A 21,486-nucleotide genomic window follows, 5' to 3' on the forward strand; every position below is an offset into this window, starting at 1 on the left:
ATGGCGACGGAGCGATTTAAACAGGGTTCAATGCCTTTGCTTCGTTGGCTTCCAGGTCGCCTGAGGGTCGGTTCGAACGACCCTGGCGCACGTCGGTTCGCCCTCTCCCTCCCGTATAGCTGCTCGCTTTCGCGTCTGATAGTGCCGAACGTCTCGTCCCTTCCGACGGCATGAGCGGGCACCGCAAAGACTAAACCGCCCGGGCTCACCACCCATCACGCTGCGATCGCGTTTGAAAATCCCTTGGTCGCTCCCCGCCAGGACTGGAACATCAACACGTCCCAGAGTAGATATTGGTTGTTTTGGTGCCCGGAGAGGTGTTCGAACCAGGCACGCCGGATCGCTTCAGGCCGGAAGAATCCGTCTTCGCGCAGCCGGCGCTCGTCGAGCAACTCCTCGGCCCATTCGCGCAAAGCGCCGCGCAACCAGGAATCAATGGGCACGCCGAAGCCCATCTTGGGGCGTTCGACAAGCTCTTTTGGAAGATGCCTGTAAAGCAGCTGTCGCAGAGGCCACTTGGTCTGGCCGCCGGCGCGCAGAATTGAGAGCGGTAGCGACAGCACGAAGCTTATGAGTCGATGGTCGAGAAACGGTACACGTGTTTCAAGACTGACGGCCATGGCGGCGCGATCGACCTTCACCAGTATGTCGTCGGGTAGATAGCTCATAAGATCGATGTACATCATCCGCTCGACGCTACCGGGCAAATCCGGCAACGGTTCCAGGCCGGTCAGCATTGTTGGCGGCTCGACCGCATCCGAGATGATCTCGGTCGGGTCCCAGTGCGAGCACAGGCGACGGTAGACCTCGTCCATGGTCCGCAGCGAAAGCACAGACGCGGCTTTGTGGATCATGTCGCCGACGCGTTCGCGGCGCAGGCGTTGCGGGAGGAGCGGCATGATCCCGCCCGCGAGGTTGTTGTAGAGGCCGGCCGACGGCAATGTCGCCAGGCTAGCAGACGCGCGGCGCAGACCGACCGGAATTCGGGACAACTTGTTCCAGAACGCATCGGCGAGCGCGTAGCGGTTGTAGCCTGAGAACAACTCGTCGCCGCCGTCACCCGACAACGCCACGGCAACGCTGCCACGTGCCAGTTTCGAGACGAGGAAAGTCGGGATTTGCGAGGAGTCGGAGAAAGGCTCGCTATAGATGCCCGACAGTTGCGGCACCACGTCGAGCGCGTCGCGCTGGTTGAGATAGAGCTCTGTATGATCGGTGCCGAGATGGCGCGCCACTTGCTTGGCATGGTGCGCCTCGTTGTAGCCGACGTCCTCGAAGCCGATTGTGAAGGTGCGCACCGGCCGCGCACTGATCGACTGCATGACTGCCACGACCGCGGAAGAATCGATGCCGCCAGATAGGAAGGCGCCAAGCGGCACGTCGGCGATCATCTGCCCTTCAAGTGAGCGGCGCAGATGACGCTCGACCTCGTCGACCACCTCTTCAGAGCTGCCCAGGAAAGGCTCGCGCCGGCCTTGCGCTGCGACGTCGCTGGCGCGCCAGTAATTTTCGACGCGCGGCTCATTCATAGGATCGGAGAGGACGAGTAAGTGGCCGGGTCTCAGTTTCCGTATGCTCTGATAGATGCTGTAGGGCGCGGGGATGTAGTTGTGGCGCATCATCAGCGCCAACGCATTGCGGTCTATCTCCGGGCGCCAGTCCGGCAGAGGTTGAAAGGCGCTGAGTTCCGAGGCAAACGCGAAGGCCTTGCCGACACGGCCGTAGTAGAGCGGCTTTTCACCCACGCGATCGCGACCGAGAACCAGAGTTCTTTCACGCCGGTCCCAGACGCCAAAAGCAAACATACCGGCGGCCAGTTCGAGTGCTTTTTTGGTCCCTAGCTCTTCGATGGCGACCAGGAGGACCTCGGTATCGGAATGTCCACGCCACGCGTGTACACCAAATTGCTGGTCAAGGTGCGCCCGCATCTCGCCGTGATTGTAGATCTCGCCATTGAAGACAATGACATAGCGGCCTGTGTGAGAGATCATTGGCTGGGCGCCAGCCGAGGACAGGTCGATGATGGCAAGGCGGCGCTGGCTGAGCGCGACGCCCGCCTCGGCGTCGCTCCAGACCCCGTCGCCGTCGGGTCCACGATGTCGGATGTGGTCGGCCATCCGACGCACAGTATGGCCGCCGCCGCTCGTCGCAGCCGCTCCACCCACAATGCCGACGATACCGCACATCCGCCGTTACAGCTCCATCATCGGCTTGCCCAAGTTATCCGCGCGTCACCAGACTGGGAAGAAGTCCGTGGCTATAAATCTATCCGCTCGAAACACCATTCACCACAGCCGGTGCCGAAAAGGCCAACTCCCGGCAGCACATTGAAACGCCGATCCGTGCGAAACCCAAGATTTTCCACAGTCCGCTCCAACTCGCTGGCTAACGCGGATTGATAGGGATAGCCGCCAAGCCAGTCGTCGACATCCGCCAGAAATTCCATGCCTCGGCGCGCGCGGTAGTTCCTTACAAACGATATCGGGTCCCGGTGGCGCAGGGTCCTTGCGACCATATAAGCCGAGACAAAGACCGCCTTGATCGGCGGCCGTACCCATCGATGCGAGGCGTAGAACCTCTTTTCGACCGTCCATAGTCCACACAGCGGCGTCTTAAGATAGATCGCAATACCCAGTCGCCCAGAGCGGCCGACCAAGCCAGCCGCATTGGCGATCGCTGTCCACATATCTCCGGTATGGTGGAGGACCCCCCATGAATAGACGACATCGAACGTGCCGGTGGGCAGCGAGGATCTGTCAAGGATATCGGCCCGCTCAACGGTCCAATCGGCATCGTGTGCAAACCGGGACAGGACGGCCCTGGTCGTCTCCACGCAATCCGCGTCATAATCGAGTGCTGTGACTTTCGCCGCGCCGAGCCGGAGTGCGGCCGCTGAATGCAGCCCCGAGCCGCAGCCGATGTCCAGAAAAGTCATGCCGTTGAGGTCACCCGCCAGTCGACCAAGATCCTCACACGCCCGGTCCAGATGTTCGGCCTCGAAACGCGCGGCAAGCTCGGACCAGTTGCGGCCGAAATCATAGCGCGCGTTCATTTGTCGCCCACCTGTCGTCCTTTTTGCGTGGCACCGCCTCTGCGGATCATACCCGATAGTACTCCCGATACCATTCGCAAAGCGGAGAACTCCGACCTCTATTGGAATCCGGCCTGGATCCCGTCGCCTCCTCGAGCGAACTGACATCGACGAAAGTTGCCGGCACGTCACCCGGCTGCAGCGGCATGGGATTGCGGTTCGCCTTTAGTCGGAGCGCGTTCTCCAGCACCGCGATCAGCCGTTCAGCTGAACTGGCGAACTGCCGTCGATATTGTGGATTCTGAACGGCGCGTTGCTGATCGCCGGATCCGGCGACGCTTTCCCACTGCGGGTTGGGTGTCGCGGGCTGACGCATGGCGCGGACGATGCCTTCGACAATATCGCCGACATAAGTGAAATCGCGCTGCATGTTGCCATGGTTGAAGAAGTCGATCGGCTCGCCATCGACGATGGCCTCAGCGAAGATGAGCAGGGCCATGTCTGGCCGTCCCCACGGACCATAGACGGTGGAGAAGCGTAATCCTGTCGTGGGCAGTGCAAACAGATGGCTGTATGTATGGGCCATCAGCTCGTTTGCCTTCTTGATGGCGGCGTAGAGGCTGAGCGAATGGTCAGCCGAATCGGGCACGCAAACGGCATGCGCGTGCTGCGGCCGTAGATCGAGCTCGATGACGCATAGACAAGATGGTTCACCGAGGCGTGCCATCCCAGGCCGATAACAGCAATGCGTTCGGACATAGGCAGGTTTCCTCAGGTAGTGAGTCGACGTCCTTGTATGGTAGGCGTTACGTCAATTCAACGACACGCTGTTGCCAAGGGGCAAGTCTCCGCTCGAAAGCAACTCTGAGGCACTTTTGGCGAAGCATCTGCTCGATGTTGTGGATAACATGCGCCATGATTGGGTTTTGCGTGTCAAAAATCTACAAGGGTCGAATGGGTCGCGAGCAATCACCCCAAGAAATGACTGCATGAAACGAATCGTCGTCATCGTCAGCGAACCAACGTCCCTCGCAAGCACCAGGGGACACTTGCTTCTTGCGCTGCGCGATTCCGGGTACGAAGTTCATGCCATGGCGCCGGTCGACGCCATGACCATTCGTTGGCTGGCCGAGAACGGCGTCCACTTTCATCCATTGCCAATGGAACGAGCCGGGATTGCTCCGTTCGGCGATACGGTGTTGGCTTTTCGTCTCCACAACCGGCTAAGAAAACTCAAGCCTCAGGTGGTGTTGACCTGTGCAATCAAGCCGATCGTCTACGGCATGCCGGCTGCGTTGCTTGCCGGGATCCAGCGACGGCACGCACTTGTCACCGGCCTCGGCTACGCCTTCACGGACCGGCACAAGTCACCACGCTGGAGGATGGTAAACGCAGTGGCTCGGCTCCTCTATGCCGCAAGCCTTCGGGTTGCCACCACGGTCACCTTCCAGAACGACGATGACCGCAACGACTTCCGTCGCCTTGGGCTGCTCGGGCGGACCCAAGCTAATGTCGTCAACGGTTCGGGAGTCGATCTAGACCGATTCAAAGTCGCGCCACTACCCGATCAGCCGCGATTTCTGATGATTGCACGCCTGCTGCGTGACAAAGGCCTCGCCGAATATCTGGGTGCGGCGACGCTGGTTAGGGCTGTCAGACCTGACGCCCGTTTCCACCTCGTCGGAGATATGGATCCAAACCCCTCGGGGTTTCCATTATCGGAGGTTGAGGAGGCAGTCGCCGGCGGAGCCGTCCGTTATCACGGACCGGTCGAGGACGTCCGTCACATCATCGCGGATACGCGTATCTTCGTGCTTCCGTCGTATCGCGAGGGGACGTCGCGATCGGTTCTGGAGGCCATGGCGATGGGGCGCCCGGTGATCACAACGGATGCGCCGGGTTGCCGGGCGCCAATCGTGCCCGGGGTCAACGGGCTGCTGGTTCCGGTTGGTGCCACCACATCGTTGGCTGAAGCCATGATCCGCTTGATAGACAACCCCGACGAAGCCGTATCCATGGGCAAGAACAGCCGATCGATTGCCGAACAGCGCTATGATATTCAGAAAGTTACAGCTGACATGATGGGCATCATCGAAGGGGGAGACCGAGCCGCAGGATGACATTCACAGGCAACCCATCGTCGAATCGGTACGAGTTCGGAGCCAATTGGGCGTCGTTCGTCGACAAACACTACTCGACTGAACGTCGGCAGGTGGCGGCCGACAAGCTTCTGTCCTTCCTCGGCAAGCAGAGCCTGGAAGGAATGGATTTTCTCGATATCGGCAGCGGCAGCGGGCTACACTCGCTTGCCGCCTTCGACGCAAAGGCGGATCGGATACATTCCTTCGACTTTGATCCGCTTTCGGTAAGTACCACCGGCAGGCTTCGCAAATTGGCCGGGGACCCGCCGAACTGGGCCGTCGAACGAGGTGACGTTCTCGATGCCGACTATCTTGAGGCGCTGGGCACTTGGAGCTTGGTCTATTCATGGGGCGTGCTCCATCACACTGGCGCCATGTGGCAAGCAATTGAGAATGCTGCACGAAGGGTAGGGCCTGGCGGCCTTTTCTTCATCGCTCTCTATTCGTCGAATGTCGTAACGCCTTCCGCGCAATTCTGGCTCAATGTGAAACGTCGGTACAATGCCGCCAACCCTCGTCAAAGGCGATGGATCGAATGCTGGTACATCTGGCGTTTCGGCCTTGGCAGAAATCCACTTCGGCTGCCAATGCTCCTGAAGCAGATTCGCGAGAAGAAAAAAGGTCGCGGCATGAGTTACATGACCGACGTCCGCGACTGGCTGGGAGGGTGGCCGATGGAGTTCGCCGACGACCAGGCCGTGATCGACTTCTTGAAGCAACGGTTCGATTTCGAAATCGTCAGGATATCCACCGGTGAAGCCTGCACGGAATTTCTCTTCCAGAACCCTGGCAAGGTGCAATCCAAACCGAACTGACGTGGCGGCCTTGCTGCACCGGCGGCGCCAGCCCGATCAGGCACGTTGCCGAACCCGTCCACGCGATGCATTCAAGCGATCTGTCCGCCGGTTGTCGTCGAGATATGCGGCTGGCGGTGTTCAAGGGTTACGATCTCGTCGCAACTTTCAACTGTCGTGAGACGGTGTGCGATGATCAATATTGTCAGATCGGTGGGCAGTTCTCGGATCGCCTCCATGACTGCCGCCTCGGTCTCCATGTCGAGAGCGCTCGTCGCCTCGTCGAAGACGAGCACAGATGCCTGTTTGTACAAAGCCCTCGCGATGCCTATTCGCTGGCGTTGACCTCCCGACAGGCGGACGCCGCGCTCGCCAACACGCGTCTCGTAGCCCTGCGGCAAGCTTTCTATGAAGTCCGCCAACGCGGCCTGCTGCGCCGCGCTGCGGACGCGCTCGTGGTCGGTCCTGGCAGGGTCGATGCCGAAGGCGATATTGTCTGCGATGGACGCATCCGCCAGGAATATGCTTTGTGGCACATGTGCGATCTGTCTTTGCCAGGCACGTCGCGAAGCGCCGTCCAACGTCTGCCCGTCGATCTCGATCGCTCCGCTGGTCGGTTCCAGCAAACCCATGATCAGATCGACCGTCGTGCTCTTGCCGCTGCCGGTCTTGCCTACGAAGCCGACCTTGGTCCCCTTCGGGATTTTGAGATTGAAGCCTTCGAGTATCGGCGGCTGGTCGGAGGCGTAACGAAACGACACGTCCTTGAGTATGATCGCTTGTTCGAATGGCAGGCGCCTGGCTGGAGGCTCGTTCCATTCGGGGCCAAGTGGTGCTTCCAGCGCCTGGAGCACAACTTCGGCGCCGGCAAGATTGCTGAGAATCAACGCCCAATTGCCGTATACAAGCTGCATCGATGGCAGCAGACGCTGGGCTCCCAGCACGAATGTTCCAAGTATTGGCAGTACCTCGCCGGCATTGTTGGATCGGATGATGAGGAAATAGGCGAGGGCCGCGATGATCACCATACCCGCGGCTTCAATCGCGAAACGCGGAGCGCTGGCTGCAAGCGCGTTCGTTGCGTTGGCGCGTTGCAGGCGCAGGTCGAGTTCGCTGTAGCGGGAAAGAAAATATGGCTGTGTGTCGTTGATAATGACATCGCGGATACCGCCCAGCCCCTCCTGTACAGAACGAATGCCTTCGGCCTGCGCGCTAGCGATGATCCGCGCATTCTGCTTGAGGTGTTTTCGGATCACAAGCGACATGGCGAGATACACCGCACCAAAGCCCGCGAAGATAACGAAGGTGATGATCGAACTTAGTATGAAAAGCGCTGCGACGACGAAGACACCGATGATTATGCCGCTGATTGATTGCAACAGTGGCAGCATCACGCCAGCGGTGATTGCTTGTACCTGTCGTAGCGCCGCCAACACCGAACTGGAGTTGCGCGAAACGTGGTAGTTGTAGGGCTGGCGCAGCACTCGGTCATAGACGGTCACGCCCACCTCATGTCCCAGCGAGAAGACGTATGAATTCGTGGCCCAGGTGAGGAGTATACGCACGGCACCGGCCACGATGGCCACTACGGAAAACAAAACCGTGAGCCCGAGCAGGCTGTCAGAAGAGCCGGTCAGCCGAAAGCCTGCAAGCTGACGCGCCAGAAACGACTGTCCGCCAACCGTCTCAGGATTGGCGATGCGCGCAAGAAACGGCAGCAAGGCACCAAGCGTGGCCGCTTCCGCCAGAGCACCGAACACCATCAGGACAAGGAGGCCGAAAAACTGCCTTTGCCGCCGCTGCGATACCTGCCGCCACAAGCGCCGCATTGTGTCGAAAGTGCTGCCCGAGTCTCGGTTTCCGCTCAACGCCAAATCGATGTCCGTATTCAGAGGGCCCAATGCACACGTCCAGCGGGCCACGACAAGCCACAACCGACGTCGATTGGCAATTTATCACAGAAGCGCCGAAGGTGGTCCGTCCACAAATTTCCTCGCAGTGGACTAGAAGCCACGGCCGCGACGAGGTGATAGTCTTCGCCCATGAATGATGCCTTTGAGATTCGGTATCAAAAGTTGCGGCCAAGCTTAACTGCTGCATTGCTGTGCTCATTCGGCTTCTTCTCGGCAGGGGTTGGGGCGGCTTTCCTGCTGTTTGTCTCGGCCTATCCGCTCGGATTGATCAGCGCTTACCCGGCACCACCTGCCGAGGCAACCGAAGGGCCGCTGGGATTCCAGCAGAAGGTGGTGGATGTCGATGACCTCTACCGCGCTACGGACGAACCCATGCAGGCCTATCTCGAGCGCCTGACAAAGGCTGTCGCGGGTGGAATGGTGCATTATTGGACGGAAGGCGACAGCTGGGCGGCGACCGACACGTCCTACACGCGCATCAGCGTTTTTGACAACTACCTGCTCTGGATGCTCAGCTTCCGGCCGCAATATCGCGAAACGCTGCAAAATTATGAGTTTGTAACGCCCCGCAAAGGGCTTGCCCGGGGGTATGGGTTCTGTTCCCAGGTGTCCAAAATCGTCTATTCCATCCTTGCCGATCAAGGCATCGAGGCGACGATCTACAGTGTCCCCCAACACACCGTGGTAGTGTCGAACGGCAATATTCTGGATTCCGACTACGGCGTCTTTGTTCCTCGCTCGCTTGAGGACGTGCAGAGGGAGCCGTCAATCATCGACACCTACTACGCGCAATTCGCGCCGATGTTGCCCCTGCTGAAGACGGCTTATGGTGGGGCTTGGCAACCGGCTGGCACCATAGAGGACTTCGACGGCGTGCGTGCATACGAGGCAAAGTTCGAGCGGCTCAAATGGGCACCGCCACTCGCCCTCCTGGCAACCGGAATGGTGCTTGCCACGTTCGGGATGATGCTGCGGCATCGTGAAGGACGCAGCCCGTCTGCTGCGCGGCAGGCTGGAGCTGATCTTGCCGGCTCGTGACCTTTTGTGGATTGTATGCGCAATACGACTTCTTCTTGCCGGCTCTGGACGCTATGTGGAAGCGGGAACGGGCGAGAACAGGCGGAGGGGTGAGCGACGCTGCAAGAAGACCTTGCGTTGACTAATGCTGAAAGCCGACAGCGCGTTGCCGCGCCTTCCACCGCGCGCCTGAGAAGGACCCGTCGCAACGTGCTCTTCATTATCGGGACGCTCGATCTCGGAGGCACGGAAAGCCAACTGGTGCTGCTTGCCAAGGAGTTGAAGGCGCGGGGCTGGCAGGTCGAGGTCTTTGCCCTCTCGTCGGGCGGTGTTCTTGCGGAAACGCTGAATCGTGCCGGTATCCGAATATCCTACGGGCTTCATCGCCCCAATCCCTTGCCCGCATCACTGACAGCGGCGGGGGCGGAAGAAAAATCGAGCGTTGCCCCCAAGACGCGGCCGAGCGTCAAGGCAATGCTGGTGCTCGGCGCCGCGATCACTTTGCTCGTTGGTCGCATCATTTTGACCCGGCCACGCGTGGTTCACGCCTTTTTGCCATTGACCAACTTTCTGGGCGCGTTGGCAGGTCGGTTTGCGCTGGCCCCACTCGTCATCACCTCCAGGCGCGGTCTCGGCAACCACCAGGAGCGATGGCCGCGGCTGAAGCGCATGGATCGAATCGCCAATCGGTTTTCACATGTGGTGGTCGCTAACTCGCATGCGGTCGCGGCCGACATGGCGGCCCGGGATGGCTATGATCTCGCCCGCGTGCGCGTGATTGCCAATGGTCTCGATCTGAGCCGTTTCGATGGTATCAGCCATCGCCGTGATGAGATCAGGCGCAGCCTTGGTCTTGAACCTGACGATGTCGGGGTCGTCATCGTCGCCAATCTTATTCCCTATAAGGGACACAAAGATCTTATCGACGCTTTCGCAAGCGCAAGCCAAAGTCGGCCGGAGCTGAGGTTGTTCATCGCCGGACAAGATCGAGGCATTGGGCAGGCGCTGATGGAGCAAGCCCAGCGGCTTGGCGTCGGATCGACAGTTCGGCTGCTCGGGGCTCAGGACGACGTACCAGGCCTGCTTGCCGGCATGGACATCGGCGTGATCGCCTCCCACGAGGAAGGCTTTTGCAACGCCCTGATGGAAAAACTCACCGCAGGCCTCCCAGTGGTGGCCACCAATGTCGGTGGAAATCCGGAGGCAGTTTGGGGCATGCCGGGTTGTGTGCTGGTGAAGCCTCGTGACCCTGCCGATCTGGCCCGCGGACTGCTTGCCGTTCTCGAGCGGTTGCCCGAGCAGACAGTGGACCGAAAATTTCGTCAGCGGGCGATGCGCGAACGCTACTCCATAAGGGCTATGGTGGACGCTTATGAAACCCTCTACCTGGCGGGCAAGTGAATGAGCGGGATTGCTCACTTCCAAGGCCCGGTGGATTCGGCGCCTACGCCGCGCAGCATCCTGCCATGTGTCGCCGCCGGGCTGTGTGCATTTGCCATAGTTATCTATCAGTCGTGGTTCATGCCCTATTTTCTGCCGTTCTTTTCGGGCCGGGACGAGTTCGCCAGACTGGTTTTCCATGCCCTCTACGGCAGCGTGTTGATTGTTTCGATTGCCGTTCTTGCAATCCGTCGGGACGTGCGTGGCGCGATCCTCCTGCTCGCGATCGCCGGGGCGATGGCGGTTGCCCCGGTTGCGCTTCATCCACTTGGCATCGTCGCAAAGTGTTACCTGATTACCCTTTTCCTTGGCGGCGGGGCGATTGTCCTCATGCTCGCCTCATCGCCCGCAATGGTGCTGCGTCTATGTGCGTCGGTGACGGCGCTCAATGCGGTGGTCTGCTTCCTCGACCTTCTTTTTGCCAACGGCTTCACCAGTACGCTTGGCAGAGCCGCCGGCCTGGCGATCAATCCGAATGTGGCAGCCGCCGGCCTGCTTCTTGGCGCCGCGGCGAGCTATCGCGCCGTCGCGCCAAAATGGCGTGCCACTTTCCTTGTTCTCGTAAGCGCCGCTCTGCTCGTCACGCTTTCCCGCTCGAACATTCTTGCAGCCTGTGGCACCGTGGCGGTGCCGTTTGCCGTTGATATTTGGCAGCAATTTCGGGGTCACCGTCGTTTAAGGCTCGATCCAAGGGGCTGGGGTCGCCCGCTCGCCGTCGCATTAATACTGCTGGGGACAATCGGTGTCGCGCTCGCGACAAATGTTTATTTCCGCGTTTCCGTCGGCAACTCCTTCGCCGGGATGATCTCGGTTGGAAAGGCGCTCGATGAGGCGGCGGATGCTGTCGATCCGTCACATGATGAGGTTGCGTCGTCCGCCTTAGACTCGGTTGCGCCGTCGTCTCAACAAGCTCTGGCTGAATCAAGTTCGGCTGCGACGATTGACCAGCCGACGGCAGAACCTTCGATCAGATCAGACCCTCCGCAAGCCGATCCTGCGCGAGCCACTGCCTCATCTGCGCCTCCGTTCAGCGGCCTGCCTTCGTCCGCGACAGGCCAATCCACAAACGCTGCCAAGATCCAGGCGCTAGGCGAACGTCTCGTGGACGAGGGCAAGAGAAATTCGATCTCGGCAAGAGCACTCTTTCTGGAGCGAGGCCTGCTCGCGTACAGAGAAGGCGGCTTCTTCGGTCGCGGCCTTGAGGTGGCGCAGGCTCTCGCGCCTCACAACACCCTTGTCCTTTTCGCAATTGCTTTTGGGCACATCGGCTGGTTGATCCCGATCGGCCTGGTCGCTTCCGCTTTCTGGTATGTCCGCAGCGCCGGCGATCTGGCCCTTGGTGTCGCACTCGTGGGGGTCATGCTGACATCGCATGACCTCTTGCTGACGCCCTCTCTCTTTCTTCCGGGCGCGCTGGGAATTGGTGGGATGCTTGCCGAGCGGCGGGGATTTACTGAAACACATTCCTCAGCAAAAAAAGGCGAGCATCGCAGCTTTGCTTTTGGAGCTAATGCAGGCGTGGTGGCCTTTGCGGCTGGCTGCATTGCGATATTGCTCACCACACCGTCGCTTGTTACCGGACGGCTGCAGAACGAGACCATGTTTACCGCAAGAGGCGGGTACGAGACGCTGCTACCACGCTCGCAATTTCCTGGCCTTTTCCAATTTGACAACCTTGTCCTCGATCCCCTGTTGAAGGCTTCAGACCTGCGTGAAGAAGGGACCCCGCTCCACCAAGTTGAATGGGCGCCGAACGCATGGCCAGCTGTTGGCCCGGGCGAATATACTTTTCGCCGGCGGGACGCGGTGCTGTTTTCGGCCACGGATTCGAGCGACCCTCGCCAAAACGGACGAACCTACGCAGTCGCCGTTCCGCTCTCAGTCAGCGCGCTGTGCCTTGCTCTCCTGGGCACAATCATCGCTTGGTCGATTGTGTCGACGTCTGCCTTGACGCCACGGATAAGTCGTCGCGAAGCCTCTCTATGACTTTCGGAACAACAAGGCGTGCCCCGTAGATGGAGAAGTGGTTCTCATCCAGGTAAAGGCTATGCCCTGCGTCGTCCGTCACATCACAGCCATTTGCCGAACAGATGGTTTCGCCGGGATCAAGCAGGTGAAAGCTGGAATGGCTGGCGAAAGCCATGAATGCCTGGTCGAAGGCGACGTTCTCCACCCGGGTGGGAACCGGGCAGGGCAAGGAAAGGTAAGTCGGTCTCAAATGGCAGACCACATTGGCGTCCGGCGTGTGCCCGATCAGGATCACCGGGCCGCGAAAAGCGGCATAGAGTTTCGCTAAGTCCCCAAGCATGGTCGCATACAGTTTTGCCAGGTCGGGCATCTCGACAGGCGCACCATCCACTTTCCGTTCGAGAAGAGTGCGATATCCGGGCCAGCGCTGCGCTTGGACAATGGCGAGAATGTCACCGGCCTTCAACCAGCGAGCCGCCTGGTCGGTAGCATTCCGGCAGTGCCGCGTGACCGCGCCGTTTGTTCTGGTCTGGAACTCTGCTCCGAAATAGCAATTGCCGGCATCGGCCAGCAGGAAATGGAATTCTTGACCGCCGAGTTCTTGAAGCGCCCGCGTGTATTGGTCGATGTGCGAATCGCCGACCACGAGTATCTTCTTTGGACTTTGAAGGTTGCCGAACTGGCAGAAATCCGAGCAGGCCAACGAGCCGGTGATCGCCTTCAGGGCTGCGCTGTTGGCAAGTTCGTTCCCCGCGACGGAATGAAGACGCCAAGGCATTCCGCCCGACATCGCGTAACTGACCACGGAACATGAGACCAGGCCAGTCAAGGCAAGTCCAAGAGAGGGGAGGAAGCCATGGCCACCGCGAAAAGGCTGCTCGACGAAATGAAACATCGACATGGCCATGACGAGGGCCAGAAGCCCGACGAAGAGCGCTTCGGTCGGAAGCAGGGGGCGAAGCAAACCGTATTCGCAAAACACGATCAGGGGCCAATGAACGAGGTAGAGCGAGTAGCTGATGCGACCAAGATAGCCGACTGCGCGATTGCGCAAGGCGAAACCTCCCAATCGCGAACGGTTCGCAGACAACACCATCGCGGCGCCGGTGGCAGGGGCAAGCACGTTCCAGGCGGGCGCGCCCGAACGGCTGTCGAAAGAGAACACTGCAAACGCTATGAGGGCCAAGCCCAGCCAGGCCAGCAGCTCGTGGACAAGGACAGGTCGCGGCTTGGGAAGCCAGACCAGCGCCGCGCCACAGGCGAACTCGAACACGCGAAATGGCGTGTTGTAAAACACGGTTGCACGGCCGTCGGCGATCCAGTCGGCCGCCGGGGTCCCTGCAAACGGCCAAAACGATCCGTCCTGGAATGCGACAATGAGCCAGAAACTGAGAATGGCAATTGTGATGATCGACCAAACCATTCGTCCTGGGAATGCGGCAAGCAAAACTGAAAGCAGCATCGGCCAGACGAGATAGAACTGCCACTCCACACTGAGTGACCATGTATGAAGGAGCGGTTTCATCCGCGCGGCGAGATCAAAGTAGCCGGACTGGCGCCAGAAAAAGATGTTCGAAACGCCGTAACTCGATGCCATCAGCGATTTCGCGAAGGTCTCCAGATGTTGAGGCGTAAGCAGAAGAAACGCGGCGATGCAGGACAGGGAGAATGTCGCGAAAAATGCCGGCAGCAGGCGGCGAGCCCGGCGCGAATAGAAATGCGCCAGACTGAAACGCCCTGCCTCCACATCGGTGGCCACAATGCGGGTGATCAAAAAGCCGCTGATTACGAAAAACACATCGACGCCGACAAAGCCGCCGGAGAAACCTGCGAATCTCAGGTGGAAAAACAAAACAGCCAGCACCGCGACCGCTCTAAGCCCGTCTATGTCCGTGCGGTGACCGTCCCCAGCCGCTGCCGCACATGACGGGCTGCCGAACTGTCCTCCAACCCGCAACGCGCGGCTGTCTTCCGAACAGGCCATTCCAGCCGTGGTCGAGAGCGGAGCCTGGCCGCTTCGCATCCCGTTCAATTGCTCTTGCCAGCCGTTTGAGACGGCGTGGTGTTGGCAGCCGACAACCGGTTTTGCTCCTGGCCTTTCAGGGCCGGATAGAGACCCATCATTCGCGCGACGGCTTCGTCTGTCTCGGGCTTCAGGTTTCTGCGTATATGCGAACCATCTCGGTAGATGAACTCGCCATTGACGTAGGTTGCGCAGTGTCTGTCTGGACACATCCCTTTGAGCGGATCGACGAAGACGACGTTATTGTCATGAACGAGCGATGCGAGCGCGGACACCATAGGCGACCAGATCCGGAAGACTTGCTCGCTATTCATCTCGGTCGAACAACGCCTTAGCATACCGCTTTCGAGCATCGCTGCGCATGAAGTCAGGTCCAGGCCGGGACCAGGCACTTGGCCAATGATTGCGACGCGCCGATCCGCCCTTTCGACTTCCTGGATGAGGCTACGCAGGCCATCGCGCAACAACAGGACTTTGCTGGTCTGCCTCTCACCATTGTCAGCAAGGACATTGGTGTCGGCAAGGCTTGTCCAGGCTGCGGAGAGCACCACGAGGTAGATGTCATTGCGTTGTTTCAGCATGGCGACCACGGCCTTTCGCGACGATGAGCAGCTTTCCCGATATCCGGCCAAATCCGGAAAGTCGCGGTGGACACCTTCTCCAAAGGCGGCCGGACAGGCGCGGTAAAGAAAGAAAGCCGTGTTTTCTCTTTTACCTGCGCTGTCTAACAGCGGCGCAAGATGCTCGGCATGGCTGTCGCCCCAGAGCACGGCGTGGCGCGCCGCTTTGTCCCAAGGCGCACCGAACGCGCAAAAGGTACTGCCCAACTCAGCGATGCTGACCATCTGCGGGCATGACCAGTCCCACATCACATCGAGGCTGCGCATTGCCTCGACTTGCTTCGAGATCCTGCTGGTGAAACCACGGGCTTCGAACACGGCATTGGCACTCAGGCAAACCATTGCCACCGCGGCGGCACCAGCGAGAAGCACGCTGGATGGCGGCGCCCGCAGGCGGCGAACGGGTTCCTCGATGAACCGCCAGGACAGATACGCCACCAGCCAGGCAACCGCTAAAAGCACGCACGATTCAACCGCCGAGGGCATTGCGGTGCCAATATAATGGCGGAAGAACACGAGGATCGGCCAATGCCAGAGATACAGGCTGTAGGAGATTCTGCCCGTCGATCGCAACGGCGCGCTCGCAAGCACGGCCGAAATCGTCGACTGCGACCGCGGCCAGACGACCAGAGCAGCCCCGATCACAGGACCGAGCGCGAAAACGCCTGGAAACGGTTGGCTCGGCGAGAGAAAAAGGATGCTTGCGACTACAAGACCAAGGCCGCTCAGCTCAAACCATTTGGACGTACGCCCGCGGCCTTTCGGTGGCGCAAAGACGAGCAGGCCGCCGATAGTCAACTCCCAGGCTCGGCTGAAGGGAACATAGAATGCCTGCTTCGGATCGGCCTCCACCAGATTGACGGCGATCGAGAAGCTGACCAGCGCAACAATGCAGATCAGCGCGACGACGGGGAGCTGGCGGCCGCGTGACAGCCGGTTGGCAATCAGAAGCAACAGCGGCCATACGAGATAGAACTGCTCTTCGACGCCGAGCGACCAGAGATGAAGCAGCGGCAGCAGCGCCGCCTCGCGATCGAAATAGCCGGTATTCCAAAGGAAATAATAGTTTCCCAATCCGAACGTGGAATATGCCGCACTGCGTCCCAGACCTTCATAGTCGCCCGGCAGCAACAGAAACCAGCCGGCAACGAGTGAGAAGCAGATCATCACCAGCATCGCCGGCAATATTCGACGCATGCGTCTGCCGTAGAATTCCACAAGGGACAGTCCGCCGCCTTCAGCCATTAAAAGGCGCGTGATCAGGTAACCGGAGATAACAAGGAAGACATCAACGCCAGCAAAGCCGCCCCGAAAACCGGGCACGTCAAAATGGAAAAAAACCACTGCGACCACTGCGATAGCGCGCAACCCGTCAATATCTGGGCGATAGTCGGACTTCAAAGCTCCCCCCGAACAGTCCCTTGGCCTCTTAGCCTAATTGCGCGATATGAGTCGATGGCCTGAGTTATGCAGTGGCGGCACTCGCTGTTGGAGGTTCAAGTTGCATTGCGAGAGACGTGGAGATACCCCCACAATTTGTTTCGGCCAGAACGACGGAAATCTCCACATTGGTGGGGATGTGCCAGAATCAGCTATGGTCTGGTGACCAAAGGACGGAGAACTGGCAGGATTTCGGGTGGGTGTTTGTTCGCTGATGATATCGAGGGCGACGAAAACTCGCCAGCCTTGATATGAAAGTGGTTGTTTGCCCCATCCTCGACTGTATAGATGATGCTCCCGTGGGAGGACGTGGCAACCTTGGACAACCATAGCGCGGACTTGGTCGAATTTGGCCAGCACTCACATGTGCTGGTTACTGGCGGAGCAGGCTTCGTAGGGTCGGCGCTTGTCGATCTTTTGCTCGCCCGCCATTGCACCGTAACCGTCATCGACGATCTCTCGAACGGGCTGCTGCCCAATCTGCCCACCGGCAATTCCCGGCTGACGATCCGCACTTTCCGGGTTGGCGATCCGGCATACGGCGCGGCGGTCCACAATGAGGTCGGGTTGGCCGATGCAGTCTTCCACCTGGCGAGTCCGATCGGCGTTCAGCTTGCCCACATGGAGCGTTTTGCCGTCACCAGCCGCATTCTCGAATCAGGCTGTGCGATCGTGGAGGCGTGCAGAGTACACCGACGTCCGCTGCTTTACACGTCGAGTTCAGAAGTCTACGGCTCCGGCCGGGACAGGCCAATCACGGAATCCGATCCGGTGACGACGGACCTGCGACCGAGATGGGGCTACGCAGCTGCCAAGGCCGCGATCGAACATTTAGTGGCCGGACTGTTTTTTGAATTCGGAATCCCGACCTGGATCGTTCGACCATTCAACATGGCCGGACCGCGCCAGCGCTCGGCGACCGGCCTCGTCCTGCCGGTGTTCGTCGATGCAGCGCTGCGTGGTGAACCACTCGTAGTCCATGACGATGGAGAGCAAAGGCGGGCGTTCCTGCACGTTGCCGACGCCGCCGAAGGTCTGCTGCTGGCAATGCAGTGCCCGTCATTGCGTGGCCGGCCAGTCAACTTGGGCGGAAGCGAAGCGATTCAGATTGGAAATCTTGCAAGAATGGTGGTTGAGGCCACCGCGACGACCGCGCCCATTATCATGAAACCATCCAGCACGGTGTTTGGTGATCGGTTCGCCGTAACATACGACCGAGTACCTGACACCAGCCTGTTAACAACCATGACCGGATGGCGACCCGTGCGAAGCACGAGGCAGATGGTCCTCGACTGCATAGAGCACATGCGTACCGAACGAGTGGTTGCTTGACGTCTGGCTCCTTGGTCCCGTTCATCGGGGCCCTGCTCATCGCGGTTCCCGGCGTCTGGCTGTTTGCGCGTCTTGCGCGGCGTATCGGAGCCGTCTCCAAGGTCACGAAAGATCGATGGCACACATCAGGCGAGGTTCCCCGGCTCGCGGGGCCCGCCATGCTGATCGCGATGTCACCATGGCTCCCCGTTGAACATACTCTCCTGCTATCAGCCTTCTGTTTGATCGGGGCGCTCGATGACCTCCGATCTCTTTCTGCCGGTGCCAAGGCAGCAGCGTTGGCCGCCGCAGCTGTTTTGGCCGGTATCATTACGCATCTGTGGTGGGTTCCGATCATCATTTGGATCGCTTGCAACGCCGTCAATATGCTTGACCATGCCGATGGTCTTGCAGCGAGCGCAATCGCGGCCGCCTTCCTCGGGCTGGGCGGCGCTCTCGGTATGGCGGGCGTCGGAGCATGCCTGGGATTTCTATTGTTCAACTATCCGCCGGCACGCGTTTTCATGGGCGATAGCGGCAGCCTTCTCCTCGGAGCGGCAATCGTGCTACTCGCGTCGCAAAGAGGGTTTGACGCTTCCCTGGCGTGGATTGCCGTGCCGCTGATTGACGCCGTCTTCGTAATCAGTCGCCGCTTGCTGCAGGGGCGAAAACCTTGGATCGGCGGCACAGATCATCTTGGTCACACCTTGCTCCGCCTGGGCGTGAACCGCCGGGTTTTGCCCGCCCTATATGCAGCGACGGCACTGACGATCGGGCTTATGTTCTCGGTCTGGGCAAACACATAGGCACTTGAATGCGTTGGGTCGAAGCTTCGGACACACGCCAGCGGCGTGTCGGCTTGCCGTGACTTCAGCCTAAAAGCTGACAGTCCGCTCGCGGCCCCAACTTGTTCTTGGGTTGCTATGACCCATCTGGCGGAAGATGCAACGGCAGAGCTTTATCTTGTCGGGGTAGCGCGCGTTGATTTAAAAATATGTGCGCTGGATCGCTTTGGCGACAACCGCGTTGCGATGGTCTCACACGCGCCTGAACATCGGTTTGTCAACACCGGGAGCATTGGGCTTCACGTCGTCCAGGTTGGGCCTGCTGAAGGCAGGCCGGTCATGCTCCTGCACGGCTTTCCCGACTTCTGGATCGGCTGGAGACGGCAGATCGATGCGCTCGCTACCGCCGGTTCCGGGTCATCGTTCCCGACCAGAGGGGCTACAACACCAGTGACAAGCCGAAAGCCATCCGTGAATACACGCTCCCCAAGCTCGTCGGCGATGTCGTTGCCATCGCCGACGCGCTCGGCATCGGAAGGTTTCACCTCCTCGGTCATGACTGGGGCGGTATCGTCGCCTGGGCGGCAGGCGCAAAGCTGCCGCACCGCCTGGAAAGGCTCGTCATCCTGAACGCGCCCCATCCCGAGGTGCTGCTTGCCCATTCCTTGCGATCTCCGACCCAGTTCCTGCGGAGCAGCTATGCGGCCTTCTTCCAGTTCCCCTTGCTGCCGGAGGCTTTTCTGGGGGCGGGGCGCTCGGCTCTGCTGGCACGGGCGCTCATCAAATCCAGCCGAACAGATGCCTTCACGGCGGAGGAAATCGCAGAGTATCGGCAGGCCTGGGAACGGCCGGGGGCGCTGACAGGCATGCTCAACTGGTATCGGGCGCTGCGCTTCCGCCCAAGCCTGAAGGAGCGGATCACGACGCCGACCCTTGTACTGTGGGGGATGCAGGACCAAGCTCTGGAATATGGCCTGGCCGAGCGCAGTCTGGCCCTTTGCAACGATCGGGGCCTGCAGACGTTCGAGAAGGCGACGCATTGGGTACAGCGCGAAGAGGCCAGCGCGGTGAATGCCGCGCTTCTGGCGTTCCTGGACGGCTGAGATGCCGCTCCGTTCTGCAGGTGGCCTGACTCGCCGTGATCTCCTGACCGTGCTCGCTGCCGCGGTCACAACCCACCACCTTACCTCCTCTGCTGATGCAGCATTGGCAGAGGCCTCAACGGAGCATCCGATGCCACACGTCGTCCTTCTCGGGGATTCGATCTTTGACAACGCTGCCTATGTCGCGCACGGGCCCGACGTAGTGCGGCAGCTGCGGGAGCGGTTGCCGGAGGGGTGGCGTGCAACGCTAAACGCCGTCGACGGCGCCGTCACAAGCGGCGTCGAGCGGCAGCTTGAACGGCTCCCCCAGGATGCTAGCCATCTTGTCGTCAGCGTCGGTGGCAATGATGCTCTTCGTCATGCAGGGATTCTGGAGCAGGGGGCCTGTTCGGTGGCCGAGGTTCTGGACAGGATCAGCGATATCCGGGAGGAATTCGAGCACGACTACTGTACGATGCTCGAGGGGGCGCTGGGCCAAAACCTACCCACCGCTGTCTGCACGATCTACGAGGCGCGCTTTCCCGACCCACAGCGTCGTAGACTTGCCGCAACTGCCCTGACGGTCCTCAATGACGTCATCACCCGGGCGGCGTTCTCGCGCGGTTTGCCGCTCGTCGACCTGCGCTTGGTATCGAATGAGGACGCGGACTTCGCCAATCCTATCGAACCGTCAGTGCAAGGCGGCGCGAAGATCGCGGCAGCCATCGCGGCACTTGTAGTCGAGCACGATTCAGCCGGACGTCGGTTGGTGGTCTTCGTCGGCTAAACGGCGTAATCCCGCCCGATCGTCTGCACTCCCGATGGTCGGTCGGACTGAAAGCAACAATTCAGACGGCCAGCACGATCTTGCCTTGAATACTGCCGTCGGCGGCACGCTCATGTGCGCGCGATGCCTCGGCCAGCGGGAATGTGCTGTCGATGACGACACGCACAAGGCCGTCGTCGAGCAGGCGGGCGGCTTTTGCCAACTGCGCGCCATTGGATCGAACCTGTGTGGATGAGACCGTGATCCCCAGCCTCTCTGTCTCTTCATGACCAGCGAAGCCCAGTGGGTTGACCAGGAACAGCGCGCCGCCCGGCTTCAGAACATGGAAGAAGCGCTCCATGTCCGCGCCGCCCACCGCGTCGAGGACAAGGTCGACGTCTCGGACGACATCTTCCGCCGCGGTTGTCTTGTAGTCGATGAATTGATCCACGCCGAGATCGCGCATCAGCGCCTCGTTCTTGGCCGATGCCACCGCGATGACGCGCGCGCCCCGCCATTTCGCCAACTGGACGGCCAGATGCCCGACACCGCCTCCGGCACCATTGATGAGCACCGTCTTGCCGTCGAGGGGCACCGGCTCATGCGGTAAGGGCTGGAACGGATTCGGCTCGTCGTGGCCAAGTTCGATCAAGAACTGCCATGCCGTCAGAAGCGACATCGGCGCACCAGCCGCATGAATATGGTCGATGCCGGCTGGTTTCAACGCAACATGCGATGCCGGCACACTGACATAATGCGCGTAGGCATTGCTACCCGTCATCAAGTTATCGGGGAAGCGAACCATTGCGTAGACCTCGTCACCGATGCTGAACTCAGCGACGTCAGCGCCAACCGCTTCAATGACGCCCGACACGTCCGTGCCGAGAATCAGTGGGAAGGACGCGTTGGGTCGCCATTCTGGCGGCAGTGCGCGATAGCCATCCCGCAGATACCAGTCGGGCGGATTAAGCCCGGCCGCCTGGGCTCGGACAAGCACCTCGCCGGGCTTCACACCCGGCCTAGGCGCGTCTTCGTACACCAGCATCTCGGGACCACCGAATGCGTGCAGACGGACTGCCTTCATCTTATCGCTCATTGGTGAAATCTCCGCTCATCCATGTCATTGGAGCGAATCTAGCGGCATGACCGCCGGTT

Annotated in this window: 16 protein-coding genes; 9 read left to right on the forward strand and 7 right to left on the reverse strand. The window is 60.0% G+C overall.

Annotated elements, in window-relative coordinates:
- Positions 1-215 precede the first annotated feature (215 nt).
- The 3 genes from asnB to NKI88_RS00675 form a co-directional block, all read right to left on the reverse strand.
- Positions 216-2,186, reverse strand: a complete 1,971-nt coding sequence (asnB, locus tag NKI88_RS00665) for an asparagine synthase (glutamine-hydrolyzing) (RefSeq protein WP_352653510.1) — start codon at positions 2,184-2,186, stop codon at positions 216-218.
- A gap of 71 nt (positions 2,187-2,257) precedes the next feature.
- A complete protein-coding gene (locus NKI88_RS00670; protein ID WP_352653511.1) occupies positions 2,258-3,052 on the reverse strand; it encodes a class I SAM-dependent methyltransferase in 795 nt (264 codons plus the stop codon).
- Positions 3,053-3,098: 46 nt separating this feature from the next.
- Positions 3,099-3,680 carry an NAD-dependent epimerase/dehydratase family protein gene (locus tag NKI88_RS00675; protein WP_352653512.1) on the reverse strand — a complete coding sequence of 194 codons (582 nt, stop codon included), beginning with the start codon at positions 3,678-3,680 and terminating at the stop codon, positions 3,099-3,101.
- A 340-nt stretch (positions 3,681-4,020) separates the two neighbouring features.
- Between NKI88_RS00675 and NKI88_RS00680 the strand changes: the two genes are divergently transcribed.
- The gene (locus tag NKI88_RS00680; RefSeq protein WP_352653513.1) at positions 4,021-5,151 is read left to right on the forward strand and encodes a glycosyltransferase family 4 protein; all 1,131 of its coding nucleotides are present in this window, start codon (positions 4,021-4,023) and stop codon (positions 5,149-5,151) included.
- Positions 5,148-5,987, forward strand: coding sequence for a class I SAM-dependent methyltransferase (locus tag NKI88_RS00685; RefSeq protein ID WP_023713500.1), 840 nt, complete (start codon positions 5,148-5,150; stop codon positions 5,985-5,987). Before NKI88_RS00680 ends, NKI88_RS00685 begins: the two co-directional genes overlap by 4 nt.
- A gap of 71 nt (positions 5,988-6,058) precedes the next feature.
- On the opposite strand, the gene NKI88_RS00690 is transcribed toward NKI88_RS00685, so the two are convergent.
- A complete protein-coding gene (locus NKI88_RS00690; RefSeq protein WP_352653514.1) occupies positions 6,059-7,867 on the reverse strand; it encodes an ABC transporter ATP-binding protein in 1,809 nt (602 codons plus the stop codon).
- A 141-nt stretch (positions 7,868-8,008) separates the two neighbouring features.
- Between NKI88_RS00690 and NKI88_RS00695 the strand changes: the two genes are divergently transcribed.
- The 3 genes from NKI88_RS00695 (at position 8,009) to NKI88_RS00705 (ending at position 12,322) form a co-directional block, all read left to right on the forward strand.
- On the forward strand, positions 8,009-8,917 hold the full coding sequence (locus NKI88_RS00695) for a hypothetical protein (RefSeq protein WP_352653515.1): 909 nt from the start codon (positions 8,009-8,011) through the stop codon (positions 8,915-8,917).
- 117 nt (positions 8,918-9,034) lie between these two features.
- Positions 9,035-10,297, forward strand: coding sequence for a glycosyltransferase (locus NKI88_RS00700; RefSeq protein ID WP_352653516.1), 1,263 nt, complete (start codon positions 9,035-9,037; stop codon positions 10,295-10,297).
- Positions 10,298-12,322: a hypothetical protein gene (locus NKI88_RS00705; protein ID WP_352653517.1), complete on the forward strand. Its 2,025-nt coding sequence runs from the start codon at positions 10,298-10,300 to the stop codon at positions 12,320-12,322. It abuts the gene before it with no gap.
- Here NKI88_RS00705 and NKI88_RS00710 read toward each other — a convergent pair.
- Both NKI88_RS00710 and NKI88_RS00715 read right to left on the reverse strand, forming a co-directional pair.
- On the reverse strand, positions 12,252-14,327 hold the full coding sequence (locus NKI88_RS00710; protein ID WP_352653637.1) for an acyltransferase family protein: 2,076 nt from the start codon (positions 14,325-14,327) through the stop codon (positions 12,252-12,254). The genes NKI88_RS00705 and NKI88_RS00710 overlap by 71 nt on opposite strands.
- Before the next feature lie 5 nt (positions 14,328-14,332).
- Positions 14,333-16,348: an acyltransferase family protein gene (locus NKI88_RS00715; RefSeq protein WP_352653518.1), complete on the reverse strand. Its 2,016-nt coding sequence runs from the start codon at positions 16,346-16,348 to the stop codon at positions 14,333-14,335.
- A gap of 357 nt (positions 16,349-16,705) precedes the next feature.
- Between NKI88_RS00715 and NKI88_RS00720 the strand changes: the two genes are divergently transcribed.
- The 4 genes from NKI88_RS00720 (at position 16,706) to NKI88_RS00735 (ending at position 20,352) form a co-directional block, all read left to right on the forward strand.
- Complete coding sequence (locus NKI88_RS00720; RefSeq protein ID WP_196815225.1) at positions 16,706-17,719, forward strand: NAD-dependent epimerase/dehydratase family protein; 1,014 nt, start codon at positions 16,706-16,708, stop codon at positions 17,717-17,719.
- Positions 17,720-17,877: 158 nt separating this feature from the next.
- Positions 17,878-18,504 (forward strand): MraY family glycosyltransferase, encoded by a 627-nt coding sequence (locus tag NKI88_RS00725; protein ID WP_352653519.1) that lies wholly within the window; start codon positions 17,878-17,880, stop codon positions 18,502-18,504.
- Positions 18,505-18,902: 398 nt separating this feature from the next.
- Positions 18,903-19,586 carry an alpha/beta fold hydrolase gene (locus tag NKI88_RS00730; protein ID WP_352653638.1) on the forward strand — a complete coding sequence of 228 codons (684 nt, stop codon included), beginning with the start codon at positions 18,903-18,905 and terminating at the stop codon, positions 19,584-19,586.
- 130 nt (positions 19,587-19,716) lie between these two features.
- The gene (locus NKI88_RS00735) at positions 19,717-20,352 is read left to right on the forward strand and encodes an SGNH/GDSL hydrolase family protein (protein WP_352653520.1); all 636 of its coding nucleotides are present in this window, start codon (positions 19,717-19,719) and stop codon (positions 20,350-20,352) included.
- A 61-nt stretch (positions 20,353-20,413) separates the two neighbouring features.
- Here the strand turns inward: NKI88_RS00735 and NKI88_RS00740 are convergent, their stop codons facing one another.
- Positions 20,414-21,427 (reverse strand): NADP-dependent oxidoreductase, encoded by a 1,014-nt coding sequence (locus tag NKI88_RS00740; protein ID WP_352653521.1) that lies wholly within the window; start codon positions 21,425-21,427, stop codon positions 20,414-20,416.
- Positions 21,428-21,486: the final 59 nt, after the last annotated feature.

The organism is Mesorhizobium sp. M0317 (assembly GCF_040321555.1).
In the GTDB taxonomy this organism is placed as follows: Bacteria; Pseudomonadota; Alphaproteobacteria; order Rhizobiales; family Rhizobiaceae; genus Mesorhizobium.

Excerpts from the sequence above, each read along its gene's own strand:
- asnB (WP_352653510.1), bottom strand. The coding sequence starts at position 2,186 with ATGTGCGGTATCGTCGGCATTGTGGGTGGAGCGGCTGCGACGAGCGGC.
- NKI88_RS00670 (WP_352653511.1), bottom strand. The coding sequence starts at position 3,052 with ATGAACGCGCGCTATGATTTCGGCCGCAACTGGTCCGAGCTTGCCGCG.
- NKI88_RS00680 (WP_352653513.1), top strand. The coding sequence starts at position 4,021 with ATGAAACGAATCGTCGTCATCGTCAGCGAACCAACGTCCCTCGCAAGC.
- NKI88_RS00685 (WP_023713500.1), top strand. The coding sequence starts at position 5,148 with ATGACATTCACAGGCAACCCATCGTCGAATCGGTACGAGTTCGGAGCC.
- NKI88_RS00695 (WP_352653515.1), top strand. The coding sequence starts at position 8,009 with ATGAATGATGCCTTTGAGATTCGGTATCAAAAGTTGCGGCCAAGCTTA.
- NKI88_RS00705 (WP_352653517.1), top strand. The coding sequence starts at position 10,298 with ATGAGCGGGATTGCTCACTTCCAAGGCCCGGTGGATTCGGCGCCTACG.
- NKI88_RS00710 (WP_352653637.1), bottom strand. The coding sequence starts at position 14,327 with ATGCGAAGCGGCCAGGCTCCGCTCTCGACCACGGCTGGAATGGCCTGT.
- NKI88_RS00725 (WP_352653519.1), top strand. The coding sequence starts at position 17,878 with ATGCTGATCGCGATGTCACCATGGCTCCCCGTTGAACATACTCTCCTG.
- NKI88_RS00735 (WP_352653520.1), top strand. The coding sequence starts at position 19,717 with ATGCCACACGTCGTCCTTCTCGGGGATTCGATCTTTGACAACGCTGCC.
- NKI88_RS00740 (WP_352653521.1), bottom strand. The coding sequence starts at position 21,427 with ATGAGCGATAAGATGAAGGCAGTCCGTCTGCACGCATTCGGTGGTCCC.